The organism is Brachyspira hampsonii (assembly GCF_001746205.1).
In the GTDB taxonomy this organism is placed as follows: domain Bacteria; phylum Spirochaetota; class Brachyspiria; order Brachyspirales; family Brachyspiraceae; genus Brachyspira; species Brachyspira hampsonii_B.
Genome location: NZ_MDCO01000006.1, coordinates 353,223 through 367,201 on the forward strand (window position 1 = coordinate 353,223; position 13,979 = coordinate 367,201).

11 protein-coding genes are annotated in these 13,979 nt (G+C 29.2%); 4 read left to right on the plus strand and 7 right to left on the minus strand.

Features of this window, described 5'->3' with window-relative positions:
- The first annotated feature begins 264 nt into the window (after positions 1-264).
- Both BFL38_RS04635 and BFL38_RS04640 read left to right on the plus strand, forming a co-directional pair.
- Positions 265-1,959, plus strand: coding sequence for a solute:sodium symporter family transporter (locus BFL38_RS04635; RefSeq protein ID WP_069725948.1), 1,695 nt, complete (start codon positions 265-267; stop codon positions 1,957-1,959).
- 3 nt (positions 1,960-1,962) lie between these two features.
- The gene (locus tag BFL38_RS04640; RefSeq protein WP_069725949.1) at positions 1,963-3,468 is read left to right on the plus strand and encodes a sulfatase family protein; all 1,506 of its coding nucleotides are present in this window, start codon (positions 1,963-1,965) and stop codon (positions 3,466-3,468) included.
- A 44-nt stretch (positions 3,469-3,512) separates the two neighbouring features.
- Here the strand turns inward: BFL38_RS04640 and BFL38_RS04645 are convergent, their stop codons facing one another.
- The 6 genes from BFL38_RS04645 to BFL38_RS04670 all read right to left on the minus strand — a co-directional run bounded on the left by BFL38_RS04645 (position 3,513) and on the right by BFL38_RS04670 (position 9,440).
- Complete coding sequence (locus tag BFL38_RS04645; RefSeq protein WP_069725950.1) at positions 3,513-4,670, minus strand: ROK family protein; 1,158 nt, start codon at positions 4,668-4,670, stop codon at positions 3,513-3,515.
- A 15-nt stretch (positions 4,671-4,685) separates the two neighbouring features.
- On the minus strand, positions 4,686-5,279 hold the full coding sequence (rdgB, locus tag BFL38_RS04650) for an RdgB/HAM1 family non-canonical purine NTP pyrophosphatase (RefSeq protein WP_069725951.1): 594 nt from the start codon (positions 5,277-5,279) through the stop codon (positions 4,686-4,688).
- Positions 5,280-5,300: 21 nt separating this feature from the next.
- Positions 5,301-5,771: a GyrI-like domain-containing protein gene (locus BFL38_RS04655; RefSeq protein WP_069726061.1), complete on the minus strand. Its 471-nt coding sequence runs from the start codon at positions 5,769-5,771 to the stop codon at positions 5,301-5,303.
- A gap of 155 nt (positions 5,772-5,926) precedes the next feature.
- Complete coding sequence (locus BFL38_RS04660) at positions 5,927-7,903, minus strand: TRAP transporter permease (protein ID WP_069725952.1); 1,977 nt, start codon at positions 7,901-7,903, stop codon at positions 5,927-5,929.
- Positions 7,900-8,403: a DUF1850 domain-containing protein gene (locus tag BFL38_RS04665; protein ID WP_069725953.1), complete on the minus strand. Its 504-nt coding sequence runs from the start codon at positions 8,401-8,403 to the stop codon at positions 7,900-7,902. Before BFL38_RS04665 ends, BFL38_RS04660 begins: the two co-directional genes overlap by 4 nt.
- A gap of 83 nt (positions 8,404-8,486) precedes the next feature.
- Positions 8,487-9,440 carry a TAXI family TRAP transporter solute-binding subunit gene (locus tag BFL38_RS04670; RefSeq protein WP_069725954.1) on the minus strand — a complete coding sequence of 318 codons (954 nt, stop codon included), beginning with the start codon at positions 9,438-9,440 and terminating at the stop codon, positions 8,487-8,489.
- Positions 9,441-9,640: 200 nt separating this feature from the next.
- Between BFL38_RS04670 and BFL38_RS15415 the strand changes: the two genes are divergently transcribed.
- Positions 9,641-9,814 (plus strand): hypothetical protein, encoded by a 174-nt coding sequence (locus BFL38_RS15415; RefSeq protein ID WP_256097199.1) that lies wholly within the window; start codon positions 9,641-9,643, stop codon positions 9,812-9,814.
- Between the two features lie 190 nt (positions 9,815-10,004).
- Here BFL38_RS15415 and glgP read toward each other — a convergent pair whose 3' ends face one another.
- The gene (gene glgP, locus BFL38_RS04680; protein WP_069725955.1) at positions 10,005-12,566 is read right to left on the minus strand and encodes an alpha-glucan family phosphorylase; all 2,562 of its coding nucleotides are present in this window, start codon (positions 12,564-12,566) and stop codon (positions 10,005-10,007) included.
- A 361-nt stretch (positions 12,567-12,927) separates the two neighbouring features.
- Here glgP and aroF point away from each other — a divergent pair, with 361 nt between their 5' ends.
- Complete coding sequence (gene aroF, locus BFL38_RS04685) at positions 12,928-13,974, plus strand: 3-deoxy-7-phosphoheptulonate synthase (protein WP_069725956.1); 1,047 nt, start codon at positions 12,928-12,930, stop codon at positions 13,972-13,974.
- Positions 13,975-13,979 lie beyond the last annotated feature (5 nt).

Sequence of the window (13,979 nt, forward strand, 5' to 3'; positions counted from 1 at the left end):
ATAGTATATAAAGTTTTTTTTCATTGTCAAGTTTATATACATACTAAATAGTAATTATTATCATTAAAATTTATTGTTATAATATATTCTTTTATTACTATTGTTTTATATAGTAAAATAATTAAGTATAAATTAAAAAATTACACAATTTTAATAAAAATTTTTTAATATCAAATAATATTTTTATAATTAATTGACAATATAAAATAATTATACTATATTTAATAGTATATAATTTCTTTTATAAATTAATATGAGGTATGTATGAATTATTTAATTATTATTTCTTTTTTATTTTTTACGGCTTTAGTAGCATTTATATCTTGGATAATAACTAAAAAAGATGATTTATCCACAAATGAAGGATATTTTTTAGCAGGAAGAAGTTTAAGCGGAATAGTAATAGCGGGTTCATTGATACTCACAAATCTTTCAGCTGAACAATTAGTAGGACTTAATGGAAACGGATTTAAACATGGCTTATCATCTATGGCTTGGGAAACTACATCAGGATTATCACTTGTAATAATGGCATTGATTTTTTTACCTAGGTATTTAAAAAGCGGGTTTACTACTGTACCTGAGTTTTTAGAGGAGAGATTTGATATAGGTACTAGAAATATGGTTACAGGATTATTTCTTATAAGTTTGACTTTTATTGTTCTGCCTATTATTTTGTATTCCGGAGGTATAGCTGTTAATTCATTATTTAATGTTTCTGAAATTTTACATGTATCAAGAGAAATGTCATTATTTATAGTAATTATTTTTACAGGAATTGTAGGAGGTATATATGCTATATTTGGAGGATTAAAGGCAGTTGCTGTATCTGATACCATAAATGGAGTATTACTTTTAATTGGCGGGCTTATGATTCCTATATTAGGACTTGTTAAACTTGGTGATGGAAGTTTATTTAATGGATTAGAAACTTTAGTATTAGTGAATCCAGAAAAGATGAATTCTATAGGAAGTTCCACAAGTGATGCACCTTTTTCCACACTATTTACAGGAATGTTTCTTGTAAACTTATTTTATTGGTGTACAAATCAGCAAATAGTTCAAAGAGCATTTGCCGCAAAAAATTTAAAAGAAGGGCAAATAGGAACACTTATAGCAGGGTTTATAAAGATGTTTGTTCCTATTATGTTGGTTATTCCAGGTATTATAGCATTTCATTTATATAAAGATCAAATTACACATCAGGATTTAGCTTATTCTATATTAGTTAGTAATGTACTGCCTTTACCTTTGGTAGGATTTTTTGGAGCTGTATTGTTTGGAGCTGTTTTAAGTTCTTTTAATTCTGCTTTGAATTCTGCTTCTACTATGTTTTGCTTAAATATTTATAAGCCTATATTTAACCCTAGCGTAGATGATAAAAAATTGGTATTTATAGGTAAGATATTTGGAACTATAGTGTGCATATTTTCTATATTTGTTGCCCCTAATATAGCTAAAGCACCTGACGGACTTTATTCTTTTATGAAAAGCGTTATGGGATTTTTCAATATACCTACATTGGTAGTTGTGCTTATGGGATTTGCTACAAAAAGAGTACCTGCTATTGGTGCTAAAATATCAATAGTATTTTTTATAGTATGTTATTCTTTATACAAATTTGTTATACCTATAAAAATACATTATCTACATGTATATGGGATATTATTTGTATGCTGTGTAGTGATAATGCTTATATCCGGAATGATATCTCCAAGGAAAACACCTTATGTTCAGAAATATACTAAACAAGTTGATTTAACTTCTTGGAAATGGGCTAAGCCTGTATCTGCTGTGATGATTACAACTTTAATTTATTTGTATGTATTATTTTCTAAGATAGGAATAGTTACTTCTCAAGAAAATATAAAAAGTAAATTTATTGTTATAACATTGATATATGTTATAATTTCTGTAATATCATTTGTAGCTATAAAAATAAAATTTAGTAAGGAATGATTTATGAAGAAGCAAATAGTTTTTATTATGACTGATACTACAAGAAAAGATATGCTTGGCTGCTATGGAAACAAAAAAATGATAACTCCTAATTTAGATAAATTAGCAGAAAATGGCATAAAATATGAAAATGCTTATACATGTCAGCCTGTATGCGGTCCGGCTAGATCTGCCATATTTACAGGTACTTTTCCTCATACTAATGGAATGGTTACAAACTGTGTTTCTTTAAGGGAGGGAGTAAAAAGTATAGGACAGATATTGACTTCTAATGATATACATTGCGGATATATAGGTAAATGGCATCTTGATGGAGGAGATTATTTCGGATATGGGGTTTGTCCTGATGGATGGGATAAAAATTATTGGTATGATATGAAAAATTATCTTGATGAACTAAGTGAAGAAGATAGAATAAAATCCAGACAGTCTGAAACCTCCTACAATGATGATATGAAAGAAGATTTCACTTATGCACATAGATGTTCTAATAGAGCTTTGAAATTTTTAGATGAGCATAAAGATGAGGATTTTCTTTTGGTAGTATCTTATGACGAACCGCATGGACCTTGTTTATGCCCAGCACCATATAATACAATGTATGAGGGATTTAAATTTGATGATGATACCGTTTTTAATGATAATTTAGAGAATAAACCTCTTATGCAAAGATTATGGGCTGGAGAGGCTTTGAATCAAAAAGCCAATGAAATAAATAAGCCTTCTAAACAATTAGCTCTATTTTTAGGATGTAATTCTTTTGTAGATTATGAAATAGGGAGGGTTATTGATAAAGTAAATGAAATAGCTTCTGATGCTATGATTATATTTACATCGGATCATGGAGATATGCTTGGTGCTCATAAACTGCAAATGAAAAATGCATGTGCTTATAAAGAAATAGCGAATATACCTCTTATAATTAAATATAATGAAAAGGGAAAAACAGTATCATATCCTGCATCTCATATAGATTTAGCACCTACTATACTAGATTATATGAGTGTTAAAATACCTAAAGCATTTGAAGGAAAAAGTATGTTAAAGCAAATTGAAGATCCTAATGTGAGGATAAATGATGAGGTATTTTTAGAGTTTACAAGGTATGAAGTGGATCATGATGGTTTCGGCGGACTTCAAATGATGAGGGCGGTAGTTGATGACAGATATAAACTTGTTATTAATTTATTGGATAGTGATGAGTTTTATGATTTAGAGAAAGATCCTTATGAAGTTAATAATCTTATAAATGATGAAAACTATAAAGAGGTTAGAAATAAATTACATGACAAACTTTTGGATAATATGAACAGAACAAGAGATTTATACAGAGGATATCAGTGGGCTGCAAGATCTTGGAGAAAAGATAAAGTACCTAATTGGAATAATGACGGATATACAAGACAGAGAGAAAATGAAGAAAATGAATCTCGTCAGCTTGATTATGATACAGGGCTTCCTATGATTAATGCGGTTAGAAAAAAAATATTAAATGATGAAAAAAAATAAATATATTATTTTTAATTGGGTATATATAATATAGATATACCCAGTTAAAATAAATACTCATTTAAAAGCAAAGCTATAGGAGAAAGCAGGACATTTTCATGAAAGTGCATTTCTATTTTATCATAAATATCTGTTAATTGGTATTCTTCAACAGCAGTTTTGAAATATGATACAAAACGTTTTGAAGAGAATAAATCTCCTATAATTATTATCTTATTTACATCCATAATAGAATATGTATTTATTAAACATAATGCAAAATACTGAGCATTTTTTTTGAATATATTATTAATATTTATACAGCCATTATCTGCTGCTTTTATTATATTTGAGATATTGATGTTGTTCAAATCTCCGCTGCATATTTCCCATAGTACAGGACAGAAGTCTTTAGAGAAATTATTTTTTATATTAATTAGAATTTTTTCAATGGATATAACACTTTCTAAGCAGCCTTTCCTTTTACAAATATGGCAATAATCTAAATTTGTATCGATTATCATATGTCCAAAATCCATTATTAAATTATTTTCTCCTCGTTTTATACTTCCATTTAATATTACAGCACCTCCAATTCCAGGCTCCATATATTTAATGAACATGAAATTATCTTCATTGGAATATAATTGTTCAAGTAAAGCACTGCATCTTATACCATTATCTATAACTGTTGGTATATTTAAATTATTTTCTATATAATCTTTTATGTTCACTTTTATACCCCAAATACCTGAATATGAATATATGCCGTCAGTATTGCCTTTTATACTTATTCCTATACCAAGAATATCTTTATTATTAAGTGAATAGTTATATATGATTTCTTGTACTGTACTAACTATTTTTAATAAATCATTTTCATAATTTGTACTTGTTTTGAAAGATACCTTTTCTATAACTTGAAACTGCATATCTACAAGTAAAATATCCGTTGATATATGATTTATAGTTATGCCTATGCATTTTTTATAATTTGGATTTATTTTTATCTCTACTTCTTTTCTTCCTAATTTTTTACTGTCTATTCTATTCATTTCTACTAATATATTTTCTTTAATTAATTCTGAGCATAGTTTAGTAATAACAGAAGGAGATAACTCTAATTCTGCTGCTATTCGTTTTTTAGACATAATATTTTTTTTATATAAAAGTTTTATTATATCTTTTTTATTTTTAGATTTTATTTCAGTAATATGCTTCAATATTATACCCTCATGTTAAAAATGATAAATGCCGTATAAAATATTTTTTATTTTTTTCATAGCCAATGCTCTATGACTCATAGAATTTTTTTCTTCAAGACTCATTTCAGCATAAGTAATATTATATCCATCAGGCTGAAATATAGGATCATATCCGAAACCTTCAAAACCTCTTTTGTTTTCTATTATTTTTCCATCAACTCTTCCTTCAACTGCTATATAATAATTATCATCTAATATGCATACAGCTGATGTTATAAAATATGCACTTCTGTCATCCTTATTTTTTAGTTCATTTAAAAGCATCTGCATTTTCTCTTTATATCCTAAACTCTCTCCGCCGTATCTTGCAGAATGTATTCCGGGTTTTCCTCCCAGTGCATTAACACAAAGTCCGGAATCATCTGCTAAAGATGGAAGTTTAGTATGATAGTATACCGCTTTAGCCTTTATAAAAGAGTTTTCTATAAAGGTATTTCCATCTTCTATTATTTCACCTATATCAGAAGGCATTGATAATATTTCTTTTATTACACTTCCCTTAAATATGGATTCTATTTCTTTTAATTTATGTTTATTTGATGTTGCTATTACTAATTTATCAAGCATATTAATATCCTTAAAATAATCCTAATTTTTAATTTTAAAAAATAAGTAAAAATCTTTGCTGTTAGGTATATAGTATTCCATTACATTTTCAACTATTACATATCCATTTTTAGGAGCATAATCTTCAACTATCTTTGTAAATATTTTGCTGTAATTTTCTATATTGCATTTTACTTTTATGAACTTTCCGCCTTTAATATTCCATTTTACCCAGCCTTCAGGTACAGCAGAATTTTCTTTTACTTCTACACCTGCCATATATTTACCCATTTCACCCCAAGGAGCAAAAGTATCATCAATATCATTCATAATTCCCCATATACCAGCTAAATTATTATTTTCATCAACTTTTACTAAATTTATAATTTCTTTAATATTTTTATTAAAATTCTGCCAAAGAGGAAGAACCCACTGAGAGTGTTTTTCACTTTCACCCTCAGCTACTTTCCCAATTACTTCAAAATCTTTTTTTTCTACTATTTCTATTTCCATTAATATATTTCTCCTGCTTATATTAGAAAATATAATAACATATTTTTTAATAGCAGTAAATATTATACTTATTTCAAAATCAATATATAAAAAATGAGGAAGCATTATAAATATTAAAGCTTCCTCATTATTATTATTTTTAAGTTTTGATATTATTAAGCAGCAGCAGGAGTATTTCTTTTATTTTTTGTTGCTATCTGTACAATAACTAATATAGCGATAATAGCTATTCCTATAATATCAGTATAAAATTCAGGATATATAGAAAGAAGCCCTGCTATAATAAATAATATTCTCTCATACGCTTTGCATTTTCTAAAGACATATCCTTCTAATCCAGCAGATACTCCGAACATACCTATAAGAGAAGTTATTAAAATAGGTATAACATCAGAAATTGTAGTATTAATCATAAGTATGTCTGGATTAAATATAAACATATAAGGTATAATAAAAGCACCTATAGAAAGTTTTGTAGCTTCTATTCCTGTTTTAAGAGGATCGGATTTAGCGATAGCAGCACCAGCCATAGCAGCTAAAGCAACAGGAGGAGTAACATCGGCTATAATACCAAAATAGAATACAAACATATGAGCAGCTAAAGGTTCATAACCTAAACCTATTATAGCACTAGCAGCTATTGTAGAAGTAATAAGATAATTAGCAGTAGTAGGCACTCCCATACCTAATATAATAGAACTTATCATAGTTAGGAACAATAAAAGTATAGGTATTCCTCCGGATATTGATATTAAACCTGCCCCTATTTTTAAACCTAATCCTGTTAAAGTAATAACTCCTATTATAATACCAGCCATAGCACAGGCAATAGCAACGCTTATGATATTTCTAGCAGCATTAACAAAAACATCTATTAAATCATTAAGTCCGAAACTAACTTTTCTTTTCATTATGATGTCTACTATAGAATTAATAACAGCAACTAAAGCAGCAGCAATAATACCCATTAATCCTGCATAAATTGCTGTTTTACCAAGTACGAAAAAATATATTATAGTAAGAAGCGGAACAACTAAATATCCCTTCTTCATTAAAAGCTCACCCATTTTAGGAAGAGAATCTCTTGATAAACCTTTAAGCCCTGTTTTTTTAGCCTCTAAATGCACCATTATAAATATACCTGTAAAATAAAGTATAGCCGGAATGATAGCAGCCTTAGCAACCTGCATATAAGGTATCCCTAAACTTTCAGCCATTAAGAAAGAAGCAGCACCCATTATAGGAGGCATTAACTGCCCTCCTGTAGAAGCAGAAGCCTCAACAGCACCTGCAAATTCGCCTCTGTACCCTAAAGATTTCATCATAGGTATTGTAAAACTTCCTGTACCTACAGTATTAGAAACAGAACTTCCAGAAACAGTACCAAACATTGCACTTGTAAGTACAGCTACTTTTGCAGGACCTCCGTCAAAACCTCCTGCTATGGCATTACATATATCTATAAAAAACTGACCTATTCCTGTTTTATCAAGCAATGCTCCAAAGAATATAAATAAGAATATAAATGTAGCCGATGCTCCTATAGGAGTACCCATTATACCTTCTGTATTATAAAATAAATGTGAAACCAATCTTTGAAGAGAATATCCTCTATGATTTAAAAAACCGGGTGCATAAGCTCCGAATAATGCATATACAATAAAAACTATTGATATTACAAGAATAGGAAGACCTACTATTCTTCTGCAGGCTTCAAATACAAGAAGTATGCCTATTATACCAATTATAATATCTGTTGTTGTATATATTCCGGCTCTTCTTACTATTGATTCAAAATTAATTACAATATACCCCCAAGAAGCAGCTCCTATTATAGCAAGTATAACATCATAACAAGGAAGTTTATCCTTAGGCATATCTTTTTTCATTGGGAAAAGTAAATAGGCTAATAGCATAACAAATGCTAAGTGTGTAGCCCTTACAACCTGAGCAGTAATTCTTCCAGAAAGTATCGAATATAATTGAAATAAGCAGAATATTACTGATATTGCTATGATTAAATATTTTTTCCAATCATTATATCTTCTGTATCTTGATTCACTGTCGTATTTGCTCATATAATCATCAATTTCTTCGACTGTTGGAATATGAATATCTTTTTTATCTTTCATTGTTTTCTCCTTACACTTGTAATCATTTCAAATAATGAAACTTTTTTATATTGTATTTTTATATTTATTTGAGGTTTGAATAGTGTATTTAATTCTATTTCTTTTCCATCAAATTCTATTCTGTGATCCGCTACAATACCTACAAATAAATATAAATCTTTTATTACTTTATTAATATTATTTATTTCTATGTAATCATTTGTAATAATTATATGTTCATCACCCTGAGGATCAGACATACCAGCGCCATAAGAAACAAATCTTGTTTTCTCCAGCACTATATCATTGTTATCATTTATAATGTAGTAATCTCTAATTCTTCCTTTATTTACAGAATGGGTATATGAAATTAGAAACTCTTTTTTATCAATATTAAATATAAAATTAACTTTATTATTTTTAACACTATTTAATACAAGTCTTGGAAATAGAGGCACAAATAATAAAGCAATAATTATTATGATTATAACAGATATACATGTAATAATTTTCTTTAACATATATATATTATTTTTTCGAATAATTATTTGGTGTATTCATTTTAATTAATATAAATAATATGAATACACCAACATATTTATAATTATTGTATATTATATCCCAATTCTTGATAATATTTTAAAGCACCGGGATGGAATGGTATAGATATACCTTTATAAGCATCTTCAATATTTAATTCTTCACCTTTAGCATGAGCAGTTGCTAAATCATCTTTTTTATCAAATAATGTTTTCATTAAATTATAAACAACATCTTCAGGTATATTGTTATTAACAGCAATAGTTGCTTTTACTGCTATAGCTTTAGTATCAGTATTAACATTATTATAAGTATTTGCAGGTATTGTTATTTCTGTATAATATTTATATTTATTAAGCATTTCATCTACCTGAGTCTGCTCCAAAGAAACTAATACTATATCGCTTGATAAAGATAATTCCTGCAAAGCAGCATTAGGTATTCCAGCAACTATAAAACAAGCATCTAATGTTCCATTTTGAAGCCCGTCGCTTGATTCTTTAAATGAAAGATTTGATTTGTTTATATCGTCAAAAGTTAATCCATAAGCTTCTAATATTTGTTTAGCATTAAACTCAACACCGCTTCCGGCATCACCTACGGATACTCTTTTACCTTTCATATCAGCTATTGTTTTTATGCCGCTTGATTTTGTAGCAGCTATTTGTACTATCTCTGGGTATAATGTAAGCATAGCAGAGAAATTAGTTAATACCTCTCCTGCGAATATATCTGTACCGTTATAAGCATAGTCCATAACATCATTTTGTGCAAATGCAAAGTCAGCTTCATGTCTGTTAAGAAGTCTTAAATTTTCAGCAGAAGCTCCTGTTGACTGAGCAGTAACATTCATTCCTTCGATATTAGCATTCCATATACTTGCTATACTTCCGCCAAATGAATAGTAAGTACCGCTAGTTCCTCCTGTAGCAAAAATGTAATTTAGATTGTTGCTTTTTTGACATCCTATCATTAATAATGATAGGATAATAGCTGCAGAAATAAAAATATTTCTCATAATAATAATACTCCTTATAAGATTTATTAAATAATACATTCTATAATATTAAAAGTCAATATTATATTTATATAATAACAATAATACTGTTTTTTAGAATTTTATCAATAGTAATAAACTACTCTAGGACTTCTATTATGTCTTCAATATTAAATTCACCCTTATAATAAATTTATATAGATAGAAGATATTATATAACAATGGATTTGCTTCCCAGATATTATACTGTAAGAAGAGGATGTACTTTATTAAAAATATCATCTTATATATTTATATATAGAGAAAGAAATTTTTGTTATATACTTTATAATAAAAATATAATAAATGATTCTGATTCACTTCCTGTAGGATTAAAACTACTATACCAAGTATAAGAGTATAAAGCAGATACTGTAATTATGAGCCTCAGCTTGAATATGTACCATTTAAAATAAAGATGTATTTAACTGCCAATTTCTATCAGGATTATCTTTTCATTATAAAAGGTCAATAATTTTAATAATAAAAAGGCTTAAACTTATAAAAGTCTAAGCCTAATATTTTATATAAGTTATCCTTTGAGTATTAACTCCATATTATAAGTTTCATATCAAATTTATAACTTAAGTCCTTATGATATGGATACATTCTTATAGCATAACCGCTTTGTCCGCTATTAGTACATTCTAAAGTACCTGAGAAAGAATGTCTTCCGTTTCCTAAATCAGAAGAATGTTTCATTTCAACTGTAATAGGATCTATGATATCTTCTTTCATACTTAACTTACCATAATAAAGTTCTATTCTTACAGAGTCAGGAGCTATATCTCCAAGATTAACTATAGTTTTAACTTCAAATTTACTTCCAACTTTTAAGTTTCTTGAAGGCATTTCAGAAATTGTATTTTCAAATGAAACTTTAGACCATTTTGAAATAATATCATTTTTCCAATTTTTTAGATTTTTAGCTTTATCAAATTCATTTTCTGTCATATTGAAGAATCTTTTACTTGCATTATTGTAGAATTTGTTAAAGTAATCAGCAACCATTCTATTTGTAGAGAATACAGGACAAACAGTCTGCATACTCCATTTCATAGCAGCAACCCATTGTCTAGGTATATTGTCTCTTCCTCTTTCATAGAATAGAGGTATTATCTCATTTTCCAATACATTATAAAGAGCTTTGCTTTCAACTTCATCTTGATATTCTAAATCTGTATATTCTTCTCTGTTACCTATAGCCCAGCCATTTTGTCCGTCATAAGCTTCATCCCACCATCCGTCTAATACGCTGAAGTTTAATCCTCCGTTTGGCGGAACTTTCATGCCGCTTGTACCGCTTGCCTCTAAAGGTCTTCTAGGGTTGTTAAGCCATACATCTACACCTTGAACCATATATCTGGCTACATTTATATCATAATCTTCTATAAATACTATATGATCTCTGAAATCTTCTCTTCTGCAGATTTCTGCAATATTTCTTATTAATTCTTTACCGCCATTATCATGCGGGTGAGCTTTACCGGCAAATATTATTTGTACAGGTCTTTCAGAATTAGAAACAATTTTCTTTAATCTTTCTAAATCTTTGAAAAGTAATGTTCCTCTTTTGTAAGTGGCAAATCTCCTTGCAAAACCTATAGTTAAAGCTTCAGGAGAAAGTATTTGTTCAGCATGTTCTATTTCTTTTTTTGTGAAGCCTCTGTTTGTAATCTGAGTTTTTAATCTTTCACGGCAGAAGTCAATAAGTCTCTCTTTTCTTCTTTCATGTGTTCTCCAAAGTTCGGCATCAGGTATTTTTTGTACTCTTTCCCAGATTTCATACTCTAATGGTTTAGTTCTCCAACGAGGTCCTAAATATCTGTCAAGTAGGTTCTGCATATCAAAAGATATCCAGCTTAAAGTGTGAATTCCGTTAGTAATAGAATCTATAGGAAGCTCATTAACAGGAACGCCTCTCCATATATCTTTCCACATATTTCTTGATACCTGTCCATGAAGTTCGCTTACTCCGTTATTTTCAGCTGATAAATTAAGAGCAAGCACTGTCATACAGAAACTTTCTTTTTGATCATCAGGATTAATTCTTCCTAGTCTTATGAACTCGTCCATAGACATATTGATATGCTTAACATATTCTGTAAAGTATTTTTGTATCATATCTATAGGGAATATATCATTACCGGCAGGTACAGGAGTGTGAGTAGTAAATATATTAGAACTGTAAACTACCTCTCTTGCTGTTTCTTTATCTAAATTATTATTTTCCATTAATTGTCTTATTCTCTCTAAAGAAAGAAAAGCACTATGACCTTCATTCATATGATATATTGTAGGTTTAATTCCTAATTTATCTAATGCCTTAACTCCTCCAATACCAAGAAGTATTTCCTGCTGTATCCTAGTTTCTAAGTTACCGCCGTAAAGCTGAGCTGTAATATCTCTATCTTCAACGCTGTTTTCTTCTATATTGGCATCCAAATAGTAAAGTTCAATTCTTCCTACATTAGCTTTCCATATCTGAGCATAAACTTTTCTTCCGGGTAAATCTACATCTACCTTCATAGTTTCGCCGTTTTTATCTAAAACTTTTTCTAAAGCTAAGTTAAAGAAATCATTTTCTATATCATATTCCTGCTGCCAGCCGTCAGCATTTAAATATTGTCTGAAATATCCCTTTCTGTATAGTAGTCCCATTGCTACCAAAGGCAAACCTAAATCACTTGCAGATTTTAAGTGATCTCCTGATAATATACCAAGACCGCCTGAATAGTTAGGCAAAGATTCATGAAGTCCGTATTCAAAAGAAAAATAAGCTATTTTTTCGTTTTTAGTTTTTTTACTTTCATCTAAACTATTATACCAAGTTTCCTGATTCATGTAAGTTTTAAACTCATCGTAAACTTCAGCTAAATTCATCATAGCAGCATCATCTTGAAGCATAGCATCAAAACGCTCTTGTAAAGATTCGCCTAAAACTCTTATAGGGTTATGATCTCTTTTATCCCAATTATCAATATCTATCGTTCTCAATAAAGTTATTGCTTTCTGATTCCAGCACCACCAAAAGTTTTTAGTAATTTCTATAAGTGGCTCCAATTCTTTTGGTACCGATGGTGAAACCATATATTTATTTAATTTCATAATATACCGCCTTAAAAATTATTTTAGATATACCTTGCTTATTCTATAATATTTTATAATAAAATCAATGAATTTATTTAATTATATGATGTTATTTTATATAAAATTATAATTATAAGTATTTTTTCTTGACTTTTATTCATATTGATATATAATAAACAATTATGAAATGCAGAATTTTTATTAACTCTATCAGCAATAACTTCTTTTGCTTATCATTCTTTTTTGGCGTTTAAAACGCCGGAATATTCTATTTTTTACAACAAACAAAATATATAAATTGAATTTTTTAATTCAAAGAAAACATAATATAAAGCAATCATACTTAACATAATATTTTAAACTCGAGGAGATAATTACTATGATTATTGTAATGAAACCAAATGCTAAAGAAGAACATATTAATAATATAACAGACAGGCTTATAGAAGCAGGACTTGGTACTAATAAGATAGTAGGAGTTGACTGTACTGTTATAGGTATAGTAGGGGATACTTCTAAGGTTGACAGAGAATTAATGGCTACTTTACCAGGTGTTGCAAGAGTTTTAAAAGTTCAGGAACCTTTCAAAAGAGCAAACAGAGCTTTCAAAAAAGAAGACACTATTGTTGATGTGAGCGGGGTAAAAATAGGAGCTGAAAAACCTGTTATAATAGCAGGTCCTTGTTCTGTTGAGAGTGAAGATCAGGTTATTAATATTGCTAAAAGCGTAAAAGCGGCAGGTGCTTCAATACTTAGAGGAGGGGCTTTCAAACCTAGAACTTCGCCTTATGCTTTCCAAGGTCTTGCTTTAGATGGACTTAAAATATTAAAATTGGCTAGAGAAGAGGTCGGCATTCCTATAGTAAGTGAAATTGTATCTATAAGACATTTAGAGGAGTTTGAAAATACAGTTGACATGATTCAGATTGGGGCTAGAAATATGCAGAACTTCGAGCTTTTAAAAGAAGTAGGTAAATTAAAGAAACCTATACTTCTAAAAAGAGGTTTAGCTAATACTATGGAAGAATGGCTTATGAGTGCTGAATATATACTCGATAAAGGAAACAGCAATGTGGTATTATGTGAAAGAGGTATAAGAACTTTTGAAACTTATACTAGAAATACTTTCGATGTTTCTGCAATACCTATAATAAAAAGAATGAGCCATTTGCCTGTAATAGGGGATCCTTCACATGCAAGCGGTAAGGCTTGGATGGCGCTTCCTCTCACTCTAGCTGCTCTAGCTGCCGGTGCTGATGGTATGATAATAGAAGTTCATAATGATCCGGAACATGCTTTATGCGACGGGGCTCAGTCTATAAAACCTGATACTTTTGAAGAGATTATGGCTTCTGTTAATATGATGGCTGATACTGTAACTAAGATAAAAGAGCGTCATGGCGGTAAAATTTATACTAAAAATTAATTTTA

Bases quoted from the DNA above. Each gene is read 5' to 3' on its own strand.
- BFL38_RS04660 (WP_069725952.1), bottom strand. From the start codon at position 7,903: ATGAAAGATAAAAAAGATATTCATATTCCAACAGTCGAAGAAATTGAT.
- aroF (WP_069725956.1), top strand. From the start codon at position 12,928: ATGATTATTGTAATGAAACCAAATGCTAAAGAAGAACATATTAATAAT.
- rdgB (WP_069725951.1), bottom strand. From the start codon at position 5,279: ATGCTTGATAAATTAGTAATAGCAACATCAAATAAACATAAATTAAAA.
- BFL38_RS04655 (WP_069726061.1), bottom strand. From the start codon at position 5,771: ATGGAAATAGAAATAGTAGAAAAAAAAGATTTTGAAGTAATTGGGAAA.
- BFL38_RS15415 (WP_256097199.1), top strand. From the start codon at position 9,641: ATGGATTTGCTTCCCAGATATTATACTGTAAGAAGAGGATGTACTTTA.
- BFL38_RS04665 (WP_069725953.1), bottom strand. From the start codon at position 8,403: ATGTTAAAGAAAATTATTACATGTATATCTGTTATAATCATAATAATT.
- glgP (WP_069725955.1), bottom strand. From the start codon at position 12,566: ATGAAATTAAATAAATATATGGTTTCACCATCGGTACCAAAAGAATTG.
- BFL38_RS04635 (WP_069725948.1), top strand. From the start codon at position 265: ATGAATTATTTAATTATTATTTCTTTTTTATTTTTTACGGCTTTAGTA.
- BFL38_RS04640 (WP_069725949.1), top strand. From the start codon at position 1,963: ATGAAGAAGCAAATAGTTTTTATTATGACTGATACTACAAGAAAAGAT.
- BFL38_RS04670 (WP_069725954.1), bottom strand. From the start codon at position 9,440: ATGAGAAATATTTTTATTTCTGCAGCTATTATCCTATCATTATTAATG.